The organism is Streptomyces sp. NBC_00597 (assembly GCF_041431095.1).
In the GTDB taxonomy this organism is placed as follows: Bacteria; Actinomycetota; Actinomycetes; order Streptomycetales; family Streptomycetaceae; genus Streptomyces.
In genome coordinates, this window is the sequence record NZ_CP107757.1 from 4,048,203 (window position 1) to 4,068,698 (window position 20,496).

Consider the following 20,496-nt stretch of genomic DNA (forward strand, 5'->3'; position numbering starts at 1 on the left):
CCCGGGTGCCCGCTCAGCCGGGCCCGCTCAGCGGACCGTCTGCTCCGGCTCCGGCCGCTCCGGCGCGGTCCGGCTCAGGAACAGCGCGAACACCGCCGGCTGCGTCTGCAACAGCTCCAGGCGGCCCCCGTCTGCCTCCGCGAGGTCCCGGGCCACCGCCAGGCCGATCCCGGTCGAATTGCGGCCGCTGATCGCCCGCTCGAAGATCCGGTTGCCGAGGTCCGGCGGGACCCCCGGCCCCTCGTCCGTGACCTCCAGCACCGCCTGGTTCCCGATCACCCGGGTACGCAGCGCGACCGTGCCGCCACCGTGCATCAGCGCGTTCTCCACGAGGGTCGCCAGCACCTGCGAGACCGCGCCCGGCGTCCCGACGGCCCGCATGCCCGTCTTGCCGGAGCGCACGATGGCCCGGCCCGCGCTGCGGTACGCCGGCCGCCACTCCTCCACCTGCTGTTTGACGACCTCGTCCAGGTCGAAGGGGACCGCAGAGCCCGTCCGCGGGTCCCGCGAGTTCGTCAGCAGCCGCTCGACCACGTCCGTGAGCCGCTCCACCTGGGTCAGGGCGATGCTCGCCTCCTCCCGCACGGTCTCCAGGTCATCGGTGACCGTGATCTCCTCCAGCCGCATCGACAGCGCCGTGAGGGGGGTGCGCAGCTGGTGCGAGGCGTCCGCGGCCAGCCGCCGCTCGGCGGTGAGCATCCGACCGATCCGTTCCGCGCTGGAGTCCAGTACGTCCGCGACCCGGTCCAGCTCGGGGACCCCGTACCGCCTGTGCCGGGGGCGCGGGTCGCCGGATCCCAGCCGCTCGGCCGTCTCGGCCAGGTCGGTGAGCGGGGAGGCGAGCCGGTTGGCCTGCCGTACGGCGAGCAGGACGGCCGCCACGACGGCGAGCAGCGCCACCGCGCCGACCACGGCCAGGGTCCGCCCGACCTCCCGGGTCACCGTGGAGCGGGACTCCTCGACGACCACGGTCTCGCCCTGCTCGCCCTTGGCGGTGCCGCGGATGACGCTGTCGGGGATCCGGTCCCCGACCTCCACGGGCGGCTGTCCGGGGACCGTGATCCGGGCGTAGCCGCCCATGTCCAGCTGCTCGGCGAGGGCACGGGCGTCGATGGGTTTGTGTTCCAGGACGCTGGACTCGACGATGCCGACCAGGCGCAGCGCCTCGGACTCGATGCGGTCCTGGGCACTGCTGGTGATCGTCCGGGTCTCCACGATCACCAGGGAGACCCCGAAGACGGCGATGACGACGAGCACCACGGCGAGCGTGGAGTTGATCAGGCGGCGGCGCATGGCTCGGGAGGTCGCTCAGCTCTTCTCGAAGCGGAAGCCCACCCCGCGGACGGTGGCGATGTAGCGGGGGTTCGCGGCGTCGTCGCCGAGCTTCTTGCGCAGCCAGGAGATGTGCATGTCGAGGGTCTTGGTGGAGGACCACCACGTGGTGTCCCACACCTCGCGCATCAGCTGGTCGCGGGTGACGACCCGGCCGGCGTCGCGGACCAGGACCCGCAGCAGGTCGAACTCCTTGGCCGTGAGCTGGAGCTCCTCCTCGCCCATCCAGGCGCGGTGCGACTCGACGTCGATGCGTACGCCGTGGGTGGCGGGAGCCTGGGTGGCGTCGCCCGCGCCGCGCCGGAGCAGGGCCCGGACCCGGGCGAGCAGCTCGGCGAGGCGGAAGGGCTTGGTCACGTAGTCGTCGGCGCCGGCGTCCAGGCCGACGACCGTGTCGACCTCGTCCGCCCGGGCGGTGAGCACAAGAATGGGGAAGCCGTGGCCCTCGGCGCGCAGCCGGCGGGCGACTTCGAGGCCGTCCATGCCCGGCAGGCCCAGATCCAGGACGACGAGGTCGACGCCGCCCTGAAGTCCGGCGTCCAGGGCGGTGGGGCCGTCCTCCCGGACCTCGACCTCGTACCCCTCCCGGCGCAGGGCGCGGGCCAGGGGCTCCGAGATGGATGCGTCGTCCTCGGCGAGCAGTACACGCGTCATGTGGGTGATGGTAGTCCGCGGCGGGTGCGAGCAGGGTCGCGCCGGCACACCCCTGCCGATCTGGTCTTATGGCGGGGGGCGGCCTTCGAATGTGAAGAAACGGTTCCCGGCTCGCCTGTGATCCATGTCTCAAGTCCTTTCATATGCCGCAGTGTCGTGTCGTATGGTGGCGAGACGCCTGATGCACTACCTCTGAGACCTTTGCGCCGAAAAGCGAGCCGAAGGTCTCGATTCTGTCCGGATCGATCAGGGGGTCTTGACGACCTGCCTCATCGAGTTCGGTGACAGTGAATGACCTGTGGGCCGGGCCCTGCGCGCGAAGCTGCGCGTCGGGGCGTGGATCCCGGTTACGAATGTCCCCTGCCCCCCTCCTCGCCGGACGGGGGCAGACCCCTGGGCGTGGGGTGGGACACCGTCGCCGGTGCCGGCCACCCCCCACCCGGGCGCTGTTCCGCTCACGAAGCGAAGCGTCCCGAGCAAGCAAGGATCGACCATGGCTTCCAGCCTGACGAAGGGTTCGGCGGATCCGTCCACCGAGAAGACCTTCTTCGGCCACCCCCGTGGCCTGGCCACTCTGTTCATGACCGAGATGTGGGAGCGCTTCTCCTACTACGGCATGCGTGCACTCCTGGTGTACTACCTGGTCTCGGGCGGCGCCGACGCCGCGACGGGCAGCCAGGGTGGCGGTCTGGCCATGACCGCGGCCACGACCACGGCCATCTACTCCGTGTACGTCTCGATGGTCTACCTGATGGCCATGCCGGGCGGCTGGTTCGGTGACCGTGTCTGGGGCGCCCGCAAGACGGTCGCCATCGCCGGCTTCGTGATCATGGCCGGTCACCTGTCGCTGGCCGTTCCCGGCCAGGCGATGTTCTTCGTCGGTCTGATCCTCGTCGCGGCGGGTTCCGGTCTGCTGAAGGCCAACATCTCCACGATGGTCGGCCACCTGTACGACGGCCCGGACGACCCGCGCCGTGACGGTGGCTTCACCCTCTTCTACATCGGCATCAACCTCGGTGCCTTCGTGGCCCCGCTCGTCGTCGGCACCGTCGGCAAGGAGCACAACTGGCACCTGGGCTTCGCCCTCGCCGCGGTCGGCATGGGCCTGGGTCTGACCCAGTTCCTGCTCGGCACCAAGCACCTGAGCCCGAAGAGCAGCGTGGTCCCGAACCCGCTGACCCCGGAGGAGCGCAAGGCCGTCCTCACGAAGCTCGTGCTCGCGGTCCTGGGCATCGCCGTCTTCTACGGTGCCGTGGTCGCCCTCGGCGCCTACACCCTGAACTGGGCGCTCGTCCCGCTGACCCTGGCCGGCCTGTTCATCCCGATCGCCGTCCTGACGCGCATCAAGCGCGACAAGGACCTGTCGGGCGCCGAGCAGTCGAAGATGACCGCGTACATCTGGTTCTTCATCGCCGCCGCCGTCTTCTGGATGATCTACGACCAGGGTGGCTCCACCCTGTCCCTGTTCGCCGACGACAAGACCGCCGACACCGTCTTCGGCCTCGGCTTCTCGGCCACCTGGTACCAGTCGCTGAACCCGCTGTTCGTGATGGCGCTGGCCCCGGTCTTCGCCTGGCTGTGGGTGTGGCTGGCGCGCAAGAACCAGGAGCCGAACACCATCGTGAAGTTCGCGATGGGCCTGGTCCTGATCGGTGCCTCGTTCTTCGTCTTCATCATCCCGATGAACATGGCCGGCGACGGCACCAAGGTCTCCCCGATGTGGCTGGTCACGATCTACATGATCCAGACCATCGGTGAGCTGTGCGTCTCCCCGGTCGGCCTCTCCGTCACCACGAAGATGGCCCCGCAGAAGTACGCCTCCCAGATGATGGGTGTCTGGTTCCTCGCGGTCACCGCCGGTGACTGCATCACCAGCCTCCTGTCGATCGGCGGCGTCGACCTCAACGGCACCTGGGTGATCGCCTTCCAGGCGCTCGCCGCGGCCCTGGCCGGCTTCGCGGTCTACGCGTACCGCAAGCAGGTCCAGGTGCTCATGGGCGACGTGCACTGACGCACCCCCCGGCACGGAAGCGGCCCGGCACACCGAACGGTGTGCCGGGCCGCTTCCGTGTCCGGGCTAGCGCGTGCCGCGCAGGCGGCGCCACGGGGTGAAGGTGAAGACCGCGCCCCCGAGCAGGATCACCGTGCCCGCGACCAGGGCCAGGGCCTTGATGCCGCCCTCGTCCTCGGCGCCCGTCTCAGCGAGGCCGCCCGAGGCGGTGGTGGAGCCGGTGGTGGTGGAGCCGGTGGTGGCCGGCGAGCCGGAGCCGCCCTCCTGGGCGGTGGTGTCGAGCTCCAGCGAGACGCCGCTGCTGGCCGCCTTGCAGGGCACGTTGATCGGCGTGGCCCCCGGGGCCATCGTGACGTCGATCGTCAGCTGGTCCGGGCTCAGCGTGACCTTGCCGGTCTTGCCGGGCTTGTAGGTGCCCGTCATGTCGCTGAGGCTGACCGGAGCCTTGTCCGGAATCGGCTCGGCGTTGGCCGGGCCGGAGACCTTGACCGTCCCGCTGTCGGCGCCGCCGAGCTTGACGTTCATCGAGGGCTTGAGGGCCCCCGCCGGCAGGGCCATCGGGCTGGCCATCGCACCCTTGGCGGTCTTGACGGTCAGGTCGTAGCTGCCGCCGTTCTTCTTGGCGTTGATCGTGACCGGGGTCTTGATGCCGCCGGGGACGACCGGACCGCAGTCGAAGGCGACCTCGACGGGCTTCCCGGGGAAGTCGGTCTGACCGCCGCCGCCACCGCTGGTCGAACCGCCGCTCGTCGAACCGCCGCTGGTGGACCCGCCGCTCGTCGAACCGCCGCTGGTCGAGCCGCCGGTGGAACCGCCGCCCTCGGTGACCTTGATGGTGGCCCCGACGCCGGCCGCCTCCTTCGGCGAGCAGTGCGTGACGAAGCCGCTGAAGTCGACGTCGTACTTGCCGGGCGTGATCGTGACGTCCCCGGCCTTGGTCAGCTTGACCTTGCCCTTCATGTCGGACATGACCATGGGGGCCTTCTTGGGGATGGGCGGGTTCTTGCGCTCGCCCTCCAGCTTCACCTCCGCGCTGAGCGCACCGCCGAGCTGCACGAAGCCGGTGGGCTTGACGGTGTCCTTGCCCAGGTCCATGAGGTCGGTGTTGTTCGAGGCCGGCTTGACGGTCTTCCAGACCACCTCGACCTCGTCGCCGACCTTCGCGGTGGCGGGCGCGGTGATCGAGACGGTGGTCGTGCCCTGGACGGGCCCGCCGCCGCCCGCCGGCGGGATGCACTCCACCTTGTACGAGACGTCGGCCGCCTGGGCGGGGCTCGCCGCCAGCAGGATGCCCGCGCCGCCGAACAGCAGCGCGACCGCGGCCGCACTCACCCTCCGTTGGGTCTTCACGAATGTCCCTTCGTTGTCGGACTGTTCTCAGACGGTGCGGACGCCTGTGGTGCGTGTGGTGTCGGTGGTACGTGTGGTGCTCTCGGCCCCGGCGCGCTGTCCGGGGTGAACCACGGCAGGACCGCCGTGGTGGTCTGGCGGGAGTCCGCCGCAGCCGTCGCCGCCGGCGTCCCGTACTGCGCGCCCGGTCCAGGGGCCTGCGCGCCCCGGTGGCGGCCCCCGGTCTGCGCCGCGGGCGGACGGACCTTGTCGACGACGGCCATGCCGATGCGGAAGACCGCGGCCGGGATCACCACCAGGAGCAGGCCCCAGAACAGCAGCACCCCGTACGGGCGGTCGACGCCCCAGGGCTGCGTGGCCACCACCGTGTCCCCGTACTTGAGCGAGACGGTGTAGTCCCCGTGGGCCCCCGCCGACAGGCTGACGTTCAGCCGGACCTCCGCCTTGCCGCCCGGCGGGATCGTGCCCTTCCAGCGGACCTCGTCCCACAGCGGCGCGAACACGCCGTGGGCGGTCCCGAGCTGGAAGACGGGGTCCTTGACCGGGGCCGAGCCGAGGTTGCCGACGGTGACCGTGAACTTCCGGCTGGGCGGGGCACCGAACCAGGTCAGCACCCCGTCCTCGCCTTCGAGCCGGACGCCGGTGAGCATGGCCAGGCGCGCCGTGCCGGACTCGGCCGGCAGCTCGGCCACCGGGTGGTCGGTGATCTTCAGCGGGACGGCGACGGTGGACTGGTCCCCGTTGACGGAGGTGACGTTGACGACGCAGGGGCAGGGCTTGGGCGGGGCCGCCACGGCCAGTCGGGCGGTGAAGCGTCCGTCGTCGCCGACCGAGACCGCGGCGCCGTCGGCGTTGGCGCAGCTGTTGGTGCCGCCGATCATGTTCTGTCCGCAGACCAGCAGCATCACCAGGGTCTTGGCCCGCCAGCCGGTGCCGGTGACGGTGATCTCGGTGCCCTTCGCGGCCTCCTGGAGCGAGAGCGCCACGGCGGCCTTGCCCTCGGCGCCGGGGGCCGCGACCGCCGGAGCCGGGAACAGCACCAGGGCGCACACCGCCAGCAAGGCCGCGACGAGGGCCCCGACCCTCCCCCCGACCTCTGGGCCGGTCGCTCCGCGGGGCGTTCCGCCGGCTTTGGCGCTCACCTGGATGCTCCCGTCAGCTCGTGTTCCGGTGCCCGGTTCCCCGCGGGTACGGGCTCTTCGTCCGCCGGCGGCCCACCGCGGGCCCGCCGGTTGCGTACGAGGAACAGCGCGGCCAGGGTGACCGCGCCGAGGCCGAGCAGCCCCGCGCCGGTCCGGCCCGCGATCCCCCAGGGCACGAACCGCGCCGAGGCGGTGGCGGTGGCCGGCGCCGCGCCGGGGGCGGTGACCGTGAGGGTGAGGGCGACGTCGTCGAGGACGGGGGCTCCGGGCCAGGGCTCGGTCAGCGACACCCGCTGGCCGGGCAGCAGTTCCACGGGCAGGGCCCGGGCGGTCCGGCCCGGGACCCCGCCGAAGAGTCCTTCGGCGCGCAGGGCCAGTTCGGGGGCGAGGGCCACGTTGCCCCGGTTGACCAGGGTGTACGCGACCACCGCGGCGGCGCCCTTGCCGCGTACGGAGACGTCCTCGACCGTGAGGGCGGCCAGCGTCGGGCCGCCGACGCGCAGGTGGACCCGTACGCCCGCCTCGCGGCCGTCCGCGGTGGCGACCACGGCGGCCGGGTGTTCGCCGGGGAGGGCGGCGGGCGGCAGGGTGACGGTGAAGGGGACCACGGCGCGGGTGCGGGGCGGGACCTTCACCGTGGCGGCGGCCCCGAAGCTGATCCAGGAGCCGGCGCCGCTCGCCGCGCCGTCCTGGCGGGCCCCGGCCGCGGGCGCGGCGGGGCGCACGGCGAGGGCGCCGTCGGCGGTGTTGTAGGCGTCGGCGCCGCGCAGGGTGACGGTGCGTTCCCGGTCGGAGGTGTTGGTCAGGGCCAGCCGGTCCTCCAGGACGGTGCCGGCGGGGCCCGCGAGGTAGAAGTACGGGCGCGCCCGTGCGGCGCCGCCGGCGGCGGGCTCGGCGGTCCAGCCGGGCTCGTCCGCGGCGGCCGCGGGGACCGCTGCGGCCGCGGACAGCAAGAGTGCGGCGAGCAGCGCGGAACACAGGCGCCCCAGGGGGGTGCGGATGGGGAGCACGGGCATGGCCGGGGGCGCTCCGTTCAGGACCGGGCCCGCCGGCCGCGCCGGTTCAGCCAGAGCACGCCGGCGGCGCCGGTGAGCAGCACGGTGCCGCCGAGCGTGCCGAGGGCGAGGGCGGAATCGGTGGGGCCGGTCTGCGGGAGGGTGTCTTCCGTGGAGCCCCCGGACTGCGCGGCGGCGCTCACGTCGAGTTCCAGGGACGGCTTGGGGCTGTTGCCCGGGGTGCAGGTGGTGGTGGTCCCCAGCGCCTTGATGGTGAGGACGCCCGCGGTGAAGGTGACCTTGCCGCTCTTCTTGGGGGTGTAGGTGCCCGAGAGGTCGGTGATCTTGATGGGGGTGTTGGCGGGCACGGCCTCGGGGTTGGACGGTCCGGAGACCGGCACGGACGCCTTCTCCGCGCCGTCGGCCAGGATGACGGCGCTCGGGCTCATCGCGCCCTTGCCGAGTTCGACGGGGCTGGAGGAGACGCCCTTCTGGAAGGACATCGTCAGCTTGTACCCGTCGCCCTCCTTGACCGCCTTGATGTCGATGGGCGAGACCGCCGACTTGTCGCCGATGGGGGTCTTGCAGTCGTACGCGACGTCGACGACGTCGGCGTGGGCTGCGGGGGCGGCCAGCAGGACCGTCGTTCCGGCCAGCGCGGAGGCCAGCGCAAGCGCGGTGGAGCGTTTCCGGTCGGTCACCTTCGTCTTCCCCTCGGGCCACAAGTTACTGACGACACATCAGATTGGTGGCTCAAGGTACGCCCGGGGCCTTGAGGAGGGAAGACACGGGACGGGCCCGGATCCGCGGCCTGCCGGCCGCCCGGATCCGGGCCCGTGAGTGAGGGTCGGGAAGGGTTCAGGCGGCGCGGACACCCCGCTGCCAGACCGCGGAAACGAGCGGGACACCAGGACGGTAAGCCAGGTGGACGTGGCTCGGCGCCTCCAGGAGCGCCAGGTCGGCGCGGGCCCCGGGGGTCACGACACCCACGTCGGTGCGGCGCAGCGCGCGGGCCCCGCCGGCGGTGGCCGACCAGAGCGCCTCGTCCGGCGTCATCCGCATGTCCCGCACGGCGAGCGCGATGCAGAACGGCATGGAACTCGTGTACGAGGAGCCCGGATTGCAGTCGGTGGACAGCGCGACGGTGGCACCCGCGTCGATGAGGCGGCGGGCGTCGGGCCACTGGGCGCGGGTGGAGAACTCGGCGCCGGGCAGCAGCGTGGCGACGGTGGTGTCCGCGGCCTGGGCGAGGGCGTCGACGTCGGCGTCGGTGAGGTGGGTGCAGTGGTCGGCGGAGGCGGCCTGCAGTTCCACGGCGAGCTGCACGCCGGGGCCGTAGGACAGCTGGTTGGCATGGACGCGCGGGATCAGCCCGGCGGCGGCGCCGGCGGTGAGGATCGCGCGGGCCTGGTCGCCGTCGAAGGCGCCCTTCTCGCAGAACACGTCCACCCAACGGGCGTACGGGGCGCAGGCCCTCAGCATCTCGCCGGTGACGAGGTCGACGTAGCCCGCCGGGTCCTCGGTGTAGTCGGGGGAGACGATGTGCGCGCCGAGGTAGGTGACCTCCTCGGTGTGCGCGGCGGCGATGCGCAGGGCGCGGGCCTCGTCCTCGACCGTGAGGCCGTAGCCGGACTTGGTCTCGAAGGTGGTGGTGCCCTGGCGGCGGGCCTCCTCCAGGTGGCGCAGCAGGTTGGCTTCGAGGGCGGCGTCCGAGGCGGCGCGGGTGGCGGCGACGGTGGTGCGGATGCCGCCCGCGGAGTAGCTGTGGCCGGACATCCGGGCGTTGAACTCGGCGGTGCGGTCGCCGGCGAAGACGAGGTGGCTGTGGCTGTCGACGAAGCCGGGGATCAGCGCGCGGCCCCGGGCATCGAACGCCTCGTCCGCGGCCGGGGCCTTGGCGGCGGGGCCGACCCAGGTGATGCGGTCGCCGTCGATGACGACCGCCGCGTCCTGGATGAGGCCGAGGGGGCCGTCGCCGAGGGCGGGGTCGTTGGTGACGAGGCTGCCGATGTGGGTGATGACGGTGGTGGTCACGGGTTCCTCTCTGTTCCTGGGGCTCCGCCCCAGACCCCGCGCCTCAAACGCCCGGGCCTGGGCCCCGGTTTCGGGAAGGGGCGGGGTGGGGTGGGGTGGGGGAAGGAACTGCGTCAGCCGCGGACGGCTGCGATCGAGTCGGCCAGGGCTGCGGCGACGTCCCCGACCAGGGTGTGGGCGCCGTCGCGGACCACGTGGCGCCCACCGACCACCGTGTGGCGCACGTCGGCGGCCGAGGCCGCGAAGACGGCCGTCTCGGCGCCGAGCCGAGGGAGCGGCCCGGCCGTCCGGACCGAGTCGAGCGCGAGGGTGGTGAAGTCGGCGAGCGCGCCCGCCTCCAGCCGGCCCGCGTCCGGCCGACCGAGGGCCTCGTGGCCCCCGCCGGTCGCCGCGGTCAGCAGCGCGTTCGCCGTCCAGTGGCCCCTGGTGCGGCTGCTCAGGCGCTCGTTGAGCTCCATCGCGCGGGCCTCCTCCAGCAGGTCGATCACCGCGTGGCTGTCGCTGCCGAGGGACAGCGGGCTGCCCGCGTGCTGGAGCCGCCCGGCCGGGCCGATGCCGTCCGCCAGGTCGCGCTCGGTGGTGGGGCACATGCACGTACCCGTGGTGGTGCCGCCGAGGAGCGCGATGTCCTCATCGGTGAGGTGCGTGTTGTGGACGCCGGTGGTGCGCGGCCCGAGCACCCCGTGGTCGGCCAGGAGCTGCGTCGGGGTGCGGCCGTGCGCGGCCTGGCAGGCCTCGTTCTCGGCGGTCTGCTCGGAGAGGTGGACGTGCAGGGGGGCCTGCCGCTCCTCGGCCCAGCGGGCGACGGTGGCCAGCTGGCCGGCCGGTACGGCGCGCACGGAGTGGATCGCCGCCCCGATCAGGGCGTGCTCGCGGGGCTTGAGGGCCGAGACGCGTTCGGCCCAGGCGTCGGCCGTCCCGTCGGAGAACCGCAGCTGGTGCGGTTCGGGGGCCGCGCCGAAGCCGGACGAGAGGTACGCGGTGTCGAGGAGGGTGATCCGGATGCCCGCCGCGGCGGCCGCCTCGATCAGCGCCTCGCCCATGGCGTTGGGGTCGGCGTACGGGGCGCCGCCGGGGGCGTGGTGGACGTAGTGGAACTCGCCGACGTTGGTGATGCCGGCCAGCGCCATCTCCGCGTACACCGCGCGGGCGAGCGCGAAGTACGTGTCGGGGGTGAGGTTCTGGGCGACCCGGTACATGACCTCGCGCCAGGTCCAGAAGGTGCCCGAGCCGACCTGGACCACCGAGCGCAGGGCCCGGTGGAAGGCGTGGCTGTGGGCGTTGGCCAGGCCCGGGACGGTCAGCCCGCGCAGCACCTCGGCGCCCGGCGGCGGGGTCTCGACCCCGGTGCGCAGGGCGCCGATCCGTCCGTCGGCGGTGACCTCAAGGACCAGGCCCGGCTCGACGTGGGTGCCGAGCCAGGCGTGCTCCAACCAGTACCTCGTCAGCGGCATGCCAGGCCTTCCAGTACGTCGGCGAGGGCGAGCACTCCGGCCACGCAGTCGTCCTCGGGGGCGAACTCCCGCGGGGAGTGGGAGACACCGGTGGGGTTCCGTACGAACAGCATCGCGGTCGGGACGGCGGCGGAGAGGATTCCGGCGTCGTGTCCCGCCCCGGTGCCGAGGACGGGGACGGCCCCGCCGAGGATCCGGTTCATCTCGTCGCGCAGGGCGTGCTCGAACTCGACGACCGGGGTGAAGGACTCCCGGACGACGGCCAGGTCGATGCCGTCCTGGTCGGCGCGCTCGCGGGCGGCCTTCTCGATCGCGGTGACGACCGTGTCGAGGGTGTCCTGGTCGGCGGCGCGGGAGTCGAGCCAGCCGCGTACGAGGGACGGGATGGCGTTGACGCCGTTCGGCTCGACGGCGATCTTGCCGAACGTCGCGACGGCGCCGGCGAGGGCGGCCTCGGTCCGGGCGGCCAGGACGGTCGCCGCGTACGTGAGCATCGGGTCGCGCCGGTCCACCAGGCGGGTGGTGCCGGCGTGGTTGGCCTCGCCGCGGAAGTCGAACCGCCAGCGGCCGTGCGGCCAGATCGCGGACGCGATGCCGACGGAGTCGCCGGACAGGTCCAGGGCCCGGCCCTGCTCGACGTGCAGCTCGACGAAGGCGCCGATGCGTGCGAGGCGCTCGGGGTCGGCCCCGATGGCCTGCGGGTCGTACCCGGCGGCCTCCATGGCCTGGGGCAGGCTGATCCCGTCGGCGTCGCGGAGCTCGTACGCCTTCTCCTTGGTCAGCTGCCCGGCGGCGAGCCGGGAGCCGACGCAGGCGAGCCCGAACCGGGCCCCTTCCTCATCACCGAAGTTGGTGATGGCCAGGGGCCTGGAGAACTCCGCGCCCCTCCTGCGGAGTTCGTCCAGCGCCGCGAAGGAGGACACCACGCCGAGGGGACCGTCGAAGGCGCCGCCGTCGGGCACGGAGTCCAGGTGGGAGCCGGTGACGACCGCGTCACCGGCGAGGGGGTCGCCGAGCCAGGCCCACTGGTTGCCGTTGCGGTCGGTCTCGTAGGCGAGGCCGCGGGCCTGCGCCTGCTCCTGGAACCAGCTCCGGCAGTCGGCGTCGGCGCCGGTCCACGCGTAGCGTCGGTACCCGCCGGACTCGGCGTTGCGGCCGATGGGCCGCAGCTCGTCCCACATGGTGTGGAACGAGGCTGCGGCCGCCGGGACGTCCTTGCTCACGCCGAGTCGCCTTCGCGCATGGGGACGCGGACACCGCGCTCGTCCGCGACCGACTCGGCGATGTCGTAGCCCGCGTCGACGTGGCGGATGACGCCCATGCCCGGGTCGTTGGTCAGGACGCGGCGGATCTTCTCGCCCGCGAGCTTCGTGCCGTCGGCGACGGTGACCTGGCCGGCGTGGATCGAGCGGCCCATGCCGACGCCGCCGCCGTGGTGGATGGACACCCAGGAGGCGCCGGAGGCCACGTTCACCATGGCGTTGAGCAGGGGCCAGTCGGCGATCGCGTCGGAGCCGTCGAGCATCGCCTCGGTCTCGCGGTACGGGGAAGCCACCGAACCGCAGTCGAGGTGGTCTCGGCCGATGGCCAACGGAGCGGCCAGCGTGCCGTCGGCCACCATCTCGTTGAAGCGCTCGCCGGCCTTGTCGCGCTCGCCGTAGCCGAGCCAGCAGATGCGCGCCGGCAGGCCCTGGAAGTGGACGCGCTCGCCGGCCATCTTGATCCAGCGGTGCAGCGACTCGTTCTCCGGGAAGAGCTCCAGCATCGCCTTGTCGGTCTTCGCGATGTCCGAGGCCTCGCCGGACAGGGCCGCCCAGCGGAAGGGGCCCTTGCCCTCGCAGAACAGCGGGCGGATGTACGCCGGGACGAAGCCGGGGAAGGCGAACGCGCGGTCGTAGCCGGCCAGCTGGGCCTCGCCGCGGATGGAGTTGCCGTAGTCGAAGACCTCGGAGCCCGCGTCCATGAAGCCGACCATGGCCTCGACGTGCTTCGCCATCGACTCGCGGGCCCGCGTGGTGAAGCCCGCCGGGTCCTTGGCCGCGTACGCCGCCATGTCGTCGAAGTCGACGCCCACCGGCAGGTACGCCAGCGGGTCGTGCGCCGACGTCTGGTCGGTGACGATGTCGATCGGGGCGCCTTCCGCGAGCATCTGCGGGAGGAGCTCGGCCGCGTTGCCGAGCAGGCCGATGGACAGCGGTTTGCGGGCGTCGCGCGCCTCGACGGCCAGCTGGAGGGCGTGGGCGAGGCTGTCGGCCTTCACGTCCAGGTAGCGGTGCTCGATGCGGCGCTCGATGGCACGCGGGTCGACGTCGATGCAGATCGCGACGCCGTCGTTCATCGTCACGGCCAGCGGCTGGGCGCCGCCCATGCCGCCGAGGCCGGCGGTCAGGGTGATGGTGCCCGCGAGGGTGCCGTTGAACTTCTTCGCCGCGACGGCCGCGAAGGTCTCGTACGTGCCCTGGAGGATGCCCTGGGTGCCGATGTAGATCCAGGAGCCGGCCGTCATCTGGCCGTACATGGTCAGGCCGAGGTGCTCCAGACGGCGGAACTCCTCCCAGTTGGCCCAGTCGCCGACGAGGTTGGAGTTGGCGAGCAGCACGCGCGGCGCCCACTCGTGGGTCTGCATCACGCCGACCGGGCGGCCGGACTGGACGAGCATCGTCTCGTCCTGCTTGAGGGTCTGCAGGGTGCGGACCATCGCGTCGAACGAGCGCCAGTCGCGCGCGGCCTTGCCGGTGCCGCCGTACACGACGAGCTTGTCGGGGTGCTCGGCGACCTCGGGGTCGAGGTTGTTCTGGAGCATGCGGAGGGCGGCTTCCTGCTGCCATCCCAGGGTGCTGAGCTCGATGCCTCGCGCAGCGCGTACGGGGCGGGGTCCTGACATGGCGTTGCCTCCTCCGATGTTGGTCAATCCATTCACATCCTGACCGGCTGAATAGATTCAGTCAACAGCTGCGGGCCGACCCGTCGGGTGATTGGCTGGCGGACATGGCTGTCGAGACGCACACGGCGACGGGCGCGGCGGACGCCGCGGCCCGCCGGGACCTGGCCGTACGGGCCGCCGTCGAGCAGGGCCTGGTGGGTGGGGAGGAGGGCGCGCAGCCGCTGGTCTGCCTGCTGGACGTCGCCGGGATCCGGTCCTCCGCCGCCGCTCTGACCAGCGCCTTCGCGGCCGCACTGGCGCCGGGCACGCCCGTGCTGCACGCCTTCGCGGTGAAGGCCTGCCCGCTCGTGCCGGTGCTGCGGCTCCTCGCGGAGTGCGGCCTCGGCTGCGAGGCCGCGGGCCCCGGAGAGCTGGAGCTGGCCCGCGCGGCCGGCGTCGAACCGCAGCGGACCGTCCTGGACTCCCCCGCCAAGACCGTGGCCGAACTGCGCGGGGCATTGGCCCTCGGGATCGCCGTCAACGCCGACAGCCGACAGGAACTGGAACGCCTGGACGGGCTCGTCGCCGCAGCCCCCACCACGTCCCCCATCGGGATCCGGATCAACCCGCAGACGGGCGCCGGCGCCATCGACGCCCTGTCCACCGCCACCGCGACCTCGAAGTTCGGGATCGCGCTGCGCGATCCCGGAGCGCGCGCATGGATCGTACGGGCCTTCCTGGAGCGGCCGTGGCTGACGCGGCTGCACATCCACTCGGGCTCCCAGGGCGTACCGCTGTCCCTGATCGCGGAAGGCGTGCGGGAGCTGTACGCCCTGGCCGAGGAGATCAACGCGGCGGCCGGGCGCCGCCAGGTCGACACCCTCGACATCGGCGGGGGCCTGCCGGTGAACTTCGCGTCGGACGCCCAGGCCCCGGCGTACGCGGAGTACGTGGCTGCCCTCCGGGAGGCCGTCCCGGCCCTGTTCCGCGGCCGCTACGGCCTGGTGACGGAGTTCGGCCGGTCCCTGCTGGCCAAGCACGGGCTGGTGCTCTCCCGCGTCGAGTACACGAAGACCACCGGGGGCCGTCCGATCGCGCTCACCCACGCAGGGGTCCAGCTGGCGACCCGTACGGTGTACGCGCCGGCGGCGTGGCCGCTGCGGATCCTGCCGTACGACGCGAAGGGCACCCCGAAGACGGGCCCGCCCGTCGCCCAGGACATCGCGGGCCCGGCGTGCTTCGCGGGCGACCTGCTGGCCACGGCCCGGGAGCTGCCGGAACTGGCCCCGGGCGACCTGATCGCGGTCCCGGACACGGGCGCGTACTTCTTCACGGCCCACTACGGCTACAACAGCCTGCCCCGCCCGGCGGTCCACGGCTTCACGACGACCCCGTCGGGCACGGTCCGCTTCGCCCCGGCCCGCCCTGCCCAGTCGCTGCCGGAGCTGGCCTCGGAGTCCGGGGCCGCCTTCCGCGACGCCCTGCTCTGACCCCGGCCGGGGCCGCGGCGGGCCCAGCAGCCGAAGTCGGCGGTCCGGGCTCAGTCCGGGTCGGACAAGGTGGCCGCCAGGGCCGGGGTGAGGCCGGCGACGACGGCCTCCGGGGTCAGGGAGGTCACCGCGGGCAGGCGCAGCAGATAGCGGGTCAGTCCCAGCCCCAGCAGCTGCGCCGCGACCAGCCCGGCCACCCGCGCGGCCCGCGCCGGGCCGACCACGGCCGCCAGCGCCGGAGCGACCTGCGCCGCGAACACCTCCCGCATCCGCTCCGCCGCCCGCTCGTTCGTCACCGCCGATCGCAGCAGCACCAGCAGTGCGTCGTCCGCCGGGTCGCCCTCCCACCGGTCCAGGAAGTGCCGCACGAGCGCGCCGGGCAGCTCCTCGGCCGGCACCTCCGTGAAGTCCGGCAGCCGCAGGTCCACCGCCAACGCCGCCTCGAAGAGCTTCTCCTTGCTCCCGAAGTACCGCATCACCATCGACGGGTCGATCTCCGCGTCCGCCGCGACGCCGCGGATCGTCGTCCGTTCGTACCCCTGCGCCGCGAACCGCTCCCGCGCCGCCCGCAGGATCGCCGCCCTGGTCTGCGCGCCCTGCGGCCTCTGCGCACCCTGCGCACTCCGTGTCATGCCAACAAATGTAGGCCAACAACCGTTGACATGCCATCGCCTCCAGGCGCACGCTAATGCCAACAGTTGTTGGCCAACGCTTGTTGGCTCACCCGAGGAGGACCCCATGACCGCCGTGTCCGCGTCGCCGCTCCCCTCCCGGACCCGCGTCGCCGTCGTCGGCGCCGGCCCCACCGGCCTCGCCCTCGCCGTGACGCTCGCCGGAGCCGGCGTCGACTTCGTGCTCCTCGACCGCCAAGCCGAGGGCGCCAACACCTCCCGCGCCGCCGTCGTCCACGCCCGCACCCTGGAGGTCCTCGACGAGCTCGACCCGTCCGGCGCGCTCTCCGCCGAGCTGGTCGCCCGCGGCCTCCCCGTCAGCCGGTTCCGCATCCGTGACGGCGCCCGCCTGCTGGCCTGCGTCCCGTTCGACGGCTTGCGCACGGCCCACCCGTACGCGCTGATGGTCCCCCAGTACGAGACCGAGGCGGTCCTCCTGGCCCGCCTGCGCGCCCTCGGCGGCGACGTCCACCGCCCGTACGAGGTCACCGGCATCACCCAGGACCCGGACGGAGCCACCCTCACGACCGCCACCGGCGAGACGCTGCGCGCGGACCACGTCGTCGGCGCCGACGGCATGCACAGCACGGTCCGCGGGGCGGCCGGGATCGGCTTCACGGGGAGCGCCTACGAGGAGTCCTTCGTCCTCGCCGACGTGACCATGGACTGGGCCCCCGGCCCCCAGGAGGTCTCGCTCGCCTTCGGCACGGCCGGACTGACCGTCGTGGCCCCGCTGCCGGGCGGCTCCGACGCGCCCGGCGGGACCGCCAGCCGCTACCGCGTGGTCGCCACCGTCGCCGAGGCCCCCGCCGAACCGGACCTCGCCTTCGTGCAGGGCCTGCTGGACGAGCGCGCCCCGGGCCGGGCCCGCCTCCACACGCTCGTCTGGGCGTCCCGGTTCCGGGTCCACCACCGGGTCGCCGACCGCTACCGCGCCGGCCGGCTGCTGCTCGCCGGGGACGCCGCCCACGTGCACAGCCCCGCCGGCGGCCAGGGCATGAACACCGGGATCCAGGACGGGTACGCGCTCGGCCGCGCGCTCGCCGAAGGCGACCCCGACGCCTACGAGGCCGCACGCCGCCCCGTCGCCCTGCACGTGGTGGCCCTCACCGACCGGATGACGCGGATCGCCACCACCGGCAACCCGGTCCTGCGCGCCGTGCGCAACACCGCGTTGCCCCTGCTCACCCGCGTCCCCGCCCTGCGCAACCGCCTCGCCACCGAGCTGGCCGAGCTCGACTACCGCTGAGCGGCCCCCGGCCGGCCGCTACTCCACGAACAGCCCGCGCGCCGCGGCCCGCGCGTCGAACGCCTCCAGCCGCGCCTGCGCGTCCGGCAGCGCGTCCGCCATCGCCTCCAGCAGCACCCGCCCCAACAGCATCGGCGCGCACGCCGTGTCGAAGGCCAGGCCGGTGCCCACGGGCGCCGGGATCAGCAGGTCGGAGGAGCGGGCCACCGGGGCGAAGGCCGAGTCGGCGACCGTCACCACCTGCAGCCCGGCCTGCCGTGCGTGGTCCAGGGCCTCCGTCACCTCCCGGGGGTGGCGCGGCAGCGCGAAGCACAGCAGCGCCGAGGCCCCGGCGGCGGCGGCCGCGTCGATCCGGTCGGCGAGCATCGAGCCGCCCTCGTCGAGCAGCCGTACGTCCGGGTGCACCTTCGCGGCGAAGTACGCGAACCCGCGCGCCTGCGAGGACGCCGCCCGCAGCCCCAGCACGGGAAGCGGCCTGGATCCGGCGAGCACCCGGCCCGCCTCCTCGACCGGGGAGGGGTCGGCGAGCATGGCCGACAGCTGCCGCAGGTTCTCGATCTCGCCCTGGACGGCCTGCTGGTACTCGTTGTACGCGTCCTCCCGCGCGGCCGCGGCGCGCTCGGCGGGAGCCACCTCGCGCAAGTGCCGGCGCAGTGCCGGATACCCGTCGAAGCCGAGCGCCACCGCGAAACGGGTCACCGAGGGCTGGCTCACCCCGGCCAGCTCGGCGAGCTCCACGCTCGACAGGAACGGCACGTCCGCCGCCCCGCGCACCATGCAGTGGGCGATGCGCCGCTGGGTGGGCGTCAGCCGGTGCCCCTCGAACAGCTTCTGCAGCCGCGCTGCCGGGCTGTCGCTCATCCCGACCCCTCCGTCCCCATGGTTATTCAGTCACGGAGCACTTTGCATGCGGTTATGCAGCACGGCAAGCGGCGGACCGTTCCGCGAGACGGGCGGCGGGCCGGAAACCGGTGCGAACACGGGCGAACACCAGCGGAACACGGGCGGATGCGGGTGCGGGCGCGCAGGCGGATACGGGGGCTGCCCCCAGTGCCGGGACCGGCTCCCGTTCCTACGCTGGGCGCATGGAGCCCCAGGAGCTGAAGAAGGAACTCGACGCGACGTTGCACGCCCGGCGCGAGCTGGGGCCGGACTACGAGACCGCACTCGTGGATTCCTTCGTGGAGAAGGTCGACACCCAGGTCCGGCGGCGGCTGGCCGAGGAACGCCTGGCCACCGCCCGCGGCGGCCGGGGCGGCGGGCCGTCGCCGCTGGAGGGCGGCTTCGGCGAACGCTTCGGCTTCGCCATCGTCACGCTGGTCCTGGCGATCCCGCTGTCGGCCATCGGCGCCGCGCAGGCGGGTTTCAAGGGACTGCTGGTCGCCTGGGCGGGCGTCCTCGGCGTGAACTTCGTCCACGCGACGAAGCGCCCGCGCCCCCGCGACGCGGCCGAATAGGCCGCCGAAAGCTGTGTGCGGGGACCGCCGCACCCTCGGGTGTGCGAGGGGCGGGACGACGGCGGTCCCCGCGAGGGACACGGGCCGGGTCAGGGCCGGCCGCGTCCAGGGCGTTCGCGCGTTCCGGGAGCCGCTCCGGAAGTACGCCAACGCCGTTCGGTGGTGCCGGCCGGGGCGTTCGTGCGCCCCTGCCGACAACCACCACTGTGCCGGAGCCGTGTTAAGCCGGTGCTGCCACCACATGACGGGCCCGTACCTTTTGCGCGACGGGCCGACACGGTGTCAGCACGGATCCGGCAACGACTACTTCGCGCCCTTGGCGAGGAACGCCAGCAGGTCCTGACGGCTCACCACGCCGGTCGGCTTGCCCTCGACCAGCACGATCGCCGCGTCCGCCTCGCCCAGCACGGCCATCAGCTCGGAGACCGGCTCGCCCGAGCCGACCTGCGGCAGCGGGCGGCTCATGTGCTTCTCCAGCGGGTCGGACAGCGAGGCCTGCTTCGCGAACAGGGCCGCCAGCAGCTCCTTCTCCACGACCGAGCCGATGACCTCGGCGGCCATCACGTCCGGGTGGCCGGCGCCGGGCTTGACGATCGGCATCTGCGAGACGCCGTACTCGCGCAGCACCTCGATGGCCTCGCCCACGGTCTCCTCGGGGTGCATGTGGACCAGGGACGGCATGGCGCCCTCCTTGTCCGCGAGCACGTCACCGATGCGCGCCGCCGGGCCCGCCTCCTCAAGGAAGCCGTGACCGGCCATCCACTCGTCGCTGAAGATCTTGCTGAGGTAGCCGCGGCCGCTGTCCGGCAGCAGGACGACGACCACGTCGTCCGGGCCGAGGCCCTCGGCGGCCTTCAGCGCCGCGACGACCGCCATGCCGCAGGAGCCGCCGACGAGGAGGCCCTCCTCCTTGGCGAGGCGACGGGTCATCTGGAAGGAGTCCTTGTCGGACACCGCGATGATCTCGTCCGTGACGTTCGGGTCATAGGCGGTCGGCCAGAAGTCCTCGCCGACGCCCTCGACCAGGTACGGGCGGCCCGAGCCGCCGGAGTAGACCGAGCCCTCGGGGTCGGCGCCGATGACCTTGACCTTGCCGCCGGACACCTCCTTCAGGTAGTTGCCGGTGCCCGAAATGGTGCCGCCCGTGCCGACGCCGGCGACGAAGTGGGTGATCTTCCCGTCCGTCTGCTCCCACAGCTCGGGACCGGTGGTCTCGTAGTGCGAACGGGGGTTGTTCGGGTTGCTGTACTGGTCGGGCTTCCAGGCGCCGGGCTCGCGCGCGAGGCGGTCGGACACGTTGTAGTACGAGTCCGGGTGCTCGGGGTCGACGGCGGTCGGGCAGACCACGACCTCGGCGCCGTACGCGCGCATCACGTTGATCTTGTCCATGGACACCTTGTCAGGGCAGACGAAGATGCACTTGTAGCCCTTCTGCTGGGCCACGATGGCGAGTCCTACGCCGGTATTGCCGCTGGTCGGCTCCACGATGGTGCCGCCGGGCTTGAGGGCACCGCTCTGCTCGGCGGCTTCGATCATCCGGACGGCGATCCGGTCCTTCACGGATCCGCCGGGATTGAAGTACTCGACCTTCGCAAGGACGGTGGCCTGCAGGCCTTCGGTCACACGGTTGAGCTTCACCAGCGGGGTGTTGCCGACGAGGCTGATCATCGAGTCGTGGAATTGCACCATGTTCTCCAAGGAGGGGACTCCACGGGTTCTCCGGGAGGTCCGGCCAGACTATGCGGAAAGGGATTGACTGACCGGCACTACGGGGCAGGTAGGTCAACGAGGCCA

At 73.0% G+C, this 20,496-nt stretch carries 17 protein-coding genes; 4 read left to right on the plus strand and 13 right to left on the minus strand.

Features of this window, described 5'->3' with window-relative positions; all coding sequences use genetic code 11:
• Nucleotides 1-27: 27 nt before the first annotated feature.
• Complete coding sequence (locus tag OG974_RS18035) at nt 28-1,293, minus strand: ATP-binding protein (protein WP_327283723.1); 1,266 nt, start codon at nt 1,291-1,293, stop codon at nt 28-30.
• 15 nt (nt 1,294-1,308) lie between these two features.
• Complete coding sequence (locus OG974_RS18040; RefSeq protein ID WP_048479095.1) at nt 1,309-1,986, minus strand: response regulator transcription factor; 678 nt, start codon at nt 1,984-1,986, stop codon at nt 1,309-1,311.
• A gap of 493 nt (nt 1,987-2,479) precedes the next feature.
• Here OG974_RS18040 and OG974_RS18045 point away from each other — a divergent pair, with 493 nt between their 5' ends.
• Nucleotides 2,480-3,997, plus strand: coding sequence for an oligopeptide:H+ symporter (locus OG974_RS18045; RefSeq protein WP_327283724.1), 1,518 nt, complete (start codon nt 2,480-2,482; stop codon nt 3,995-3,997).
• 66 nt (nt 3,998-4,063) lie between these two features.
• Here the strand turns inward: OG974_RS18045 and OG974_RS18050 are convergent, their stop codons facing one another.
• The 8 genes from OG974_RS18050 to hutU form a co-directional block, all read right to left on the minus strand.
• Nucleotides 4,064-5,347 (minus strand): hypothetical protein, encoded by a 1,284-nt coding sequence (locus OG974_RS18050; protein WP_371643729.1) that lies wholly within the window; start codon nt 5,345-5,347, stop codon nt 4,064-4,066.
• Complete coding sequence (locus tag OG974_RS18055; RefSeq protein WP_371643731.1) at nt 5,344-6,489, minus strand: hypothetical protein; 1,146 nt, start codon at nt 6,487-6,489, stop codon at nt 5,344-5,346. The genes OG974_RS18050 and OG974_RS18055 overlap by 4 nt, the downstream gene beginning before the upstream one ends.
• On the minus strand, nt 6,486-7,505 hold the full coding sequence (locus OG974_RS18060; RefSeq protein ID WP_327283726.1) for a hypothetical protein: 1,020 nt from the start codon (nt 7,503-7,505) through the stop codon (nt 6,486-6,488). Before OG974_RS18060 ends, OG974_RS18055 begins: the two co-directional genes overlap by 4 nt.
• A 17-nt stretch (nt 7,506-7,522) precedes the next feature.
• Nucleotides 7,523-8,185, minus strand: coding sequence for an LPXTG cell wall anchor domain-containing protein (locus tag OG974_RS18065; protein ID WP_371643733.1), 663 nt, complete (start codon nt 8,183-8,185; stop codon nt 7,523-7,525).
• A gap of 157 nt (nt 8,186-8,342) precedes the next feature.
• Nucleotides 8,343-9,518 (minus strand): imidazolonepropionase, encoded by a 1,176-nt coding sequence (hutI, locus tag OG974_RS18070; protein ID WP_327283728.1) that lies wholly within the window; start codon nt 9,516-9,518, stop codon nt 8,343-8,345.
• A 113-nt stretch (nt 9,519-9,631) separates the two neighbouring features.
• A complete protein-coding gene (locus OG974_RS18075; RefSeq protein ID WP_327283729.1) occupies nt 9,632-10,972 on the minus strand; it encodes a formimidoylglutamate deiminase in 1,341 nt (446 codons plus the stop codon).
• Complete coding sequence (locus OG974_RS18080) at nt 10,963-12,153, minus strand: allantoate amidohydrolase (RefSeq protein WP_327285669.1); 1,191 nt, start codon at nt 12,151-12,153, stop codon at nt 10,963-10,965. Before OG974_RS18080 ends, OG974_RS18075 begins: the two co-directional genes overlap by 10 nt.
• A 38-nt stretch (nt 12,154-12,191) precedes the next feature.
• A complete protein-coding gene (gene hutU, locus OG974_RS18085; protein ID WP_327283730.1) occupies nt 12,192-13,856 on the minus strand; it encodes a urocanate hydratase in 1,665 nt (554 codons plus the stop codon).
• 104 nt (nt 13,857-13,960) lie between these two features.
• Between hutU and OG974_RS18090 the strand changes: the two genes are divergently transcribed.
• A complete protein-coding gene (locus OG974_RS18090) occupies nt 13,961-15,325 on the plus strand; it encodes a diaminopimelate decarboxylase (protein WP_328762969.1) in 1,365 nt (454 codons plus the stop codon).
• 50 nt (nt 15,326-15,375) lie between these two features.
• Here the strand turns inward: OG974_RS18090 and OG974_RS18095 are convergent, their stop codons facing one another.
• Entirely contained in the window at nt 15,376-15,957 is a 582-nt protein-coding gene (locus OG974_RS18095) for a TetR family transcriptional regulator (protein ID WP_327283732.1), read from the minus strand.
• A gap of 106 nt (nt 15,958-16,063) precedes the next feature.
• Here OG974_RS18095 and OG974_RS18100 point away from each other — a divergent pair, with 106 nt between their 5' ends.
• Nucleotides 16,064-17,245: an FAD-dependent monooxygenase gene (locus tag OG974_RS18100; RefSeq protein ID WP_327283733.1), complete on the plus strand. Its 1,182-nt coding sequence runs from the start codon at nt 16,064-16,066 to the stop codon at nt 17,243-17,245.
• An 18-nt stretch (nt 17,246-17,263) separates the two neighbouring features.
• Here the strand turns inward: OG974_RS18100 and OG974_RS18105 are convergent, their stop codons facing one another.
• The gene (locus tag OG974_RS18105) at nt 17,264-18,106 is read right to left on the minus strand and encodes a MurR/RpiR family transcriptional regulator (RefSeq protein WP_327283734.1); all 843 of its coding nucleotides are present in this window, start codon (nt 18,104-18,106) and stop codon (nt 17,264-17,266) included.
• A 224-nt stretch (nt 18,107-18,330) separates the two neighbouring features.
• Between OG974_RS18105 and OG974_RS18110 the strand changes: the two genes are divergently transcribed.
• Nucleotides 18,331-18,702 carry a hypothetical protein gene (locus tag OG974_RS18110; RefSeq protein WP_327283735.1) on the plus strand — a complete coding sequence of 124 codons (372 nt, stop codon included), beginning with the start codon at nt 18,331-18,333 and terminating at the stop codon, nt 18,700-18,702.
• Between the two features lie 303 nt (nt 18,703-19,005).
• On the opposite strand, the gene OG974_RS18115 is transcribed toward OG974_RS18110, so the two are convergent.
• Nucleotides 19,006-20,388, minus strand: a complete 1,383-nt coding sequence (locus OG974_RS18115; RefSeq protein WP_327285670.1) for a cystathionine beta-synthase — start codon at nt 20,386-20,388, stop codon at nt 19,006-19,008.
• Nucleotides 20,389-20,496: the final 108 nt, after the last annotated feature.

Bases quoted from the DNA above. Each gene is read 5' to 3' on its own strand.
- OG974_RS18100 (WP_327283733.1), top strand. From the start codon at position 16,064: ATGACCGCCGTGTCCGCGTCGCCGCTCCCCTCCCGGACCCGCGTCGCC.
- OG974_RS18040 (WP_048479095.1), bottom strand. From the start codon at position 1,986: ATGACGCGTGTACTGCTCGCCGAGGACGACGCATCCATCTCGGAGCCC.
- OG974_RS18080 (WP_327285669.1), bottom strand. From the start codon at position 12,153: ATGTGGGACGAGCTGCGGCCCATCGGCCGCAACGCCGAGTCCGGCGGG.
- OG974_RS18105 (WP_327283734.1), bottom strand. From the start codon at position 18,106: ATGAGCGACAGCCCGGCAGCGCGGCTGCAGAAGCTGTTCGAGGGGCAC.
- OG974_RS18045 (WP_327283724.1), top strand. From the start codon at position 2,480: ATGGCTTCCAGCCTGACGAAGGGTTCGGCGGATCCGTCCACCGAGAAG.
- OG974_RS18095 (WP_327283732.1), bottom strand. From the start codon at position 15,957: ATGACACGGAGTGCGCAGGGTGCGCAGAGGCCGCAGGGCGCGCAGACC.
- OG974_RS18035 (WP_327283723.1), bottom strand. From the start codon at position 1,293: ATGCGCCGCCGCCTGATCAACTCCACGCTCGCCGTGGTGCTCGTCGTC.
- OG974_RS18075 (WP_327283729.1), bottom strand. From the start codon at position 10,972: ATGCCGCTGACGAGGTACTGGTTGGAGCACGCCTGGCTCGGCACCCAC.
- hutU (WP_327283730.1), bottom strand. From the start codon at position 13,856: ATGTCAGGACCCCGCCCCGTACGCGCTGCGCGAGGCATCGAGCTCAGC.
- OG974_RS18090 (WP_328762969.1), top strand. From the start codon at position 13,961: ATGGCTGTCGAGACGCACACGGCGACGGGCGCGGCGGACGCCGCGGCC.
- OG974_RS18110 (WP_327283735.1), top strand. From the start codon at position 18,331: ATGGAGCCCCAGGAGCTGAAGAAGGAACTCGACGCGACGTTGCACGCC.
- OG974_RS18060 (WP_327283726.1), bottom strand. From the start codon at position 7,505: ATGCCCGTGCTCCCCATCCGCACCCCCCTGGGGCGCCTGTGTTCCGCG.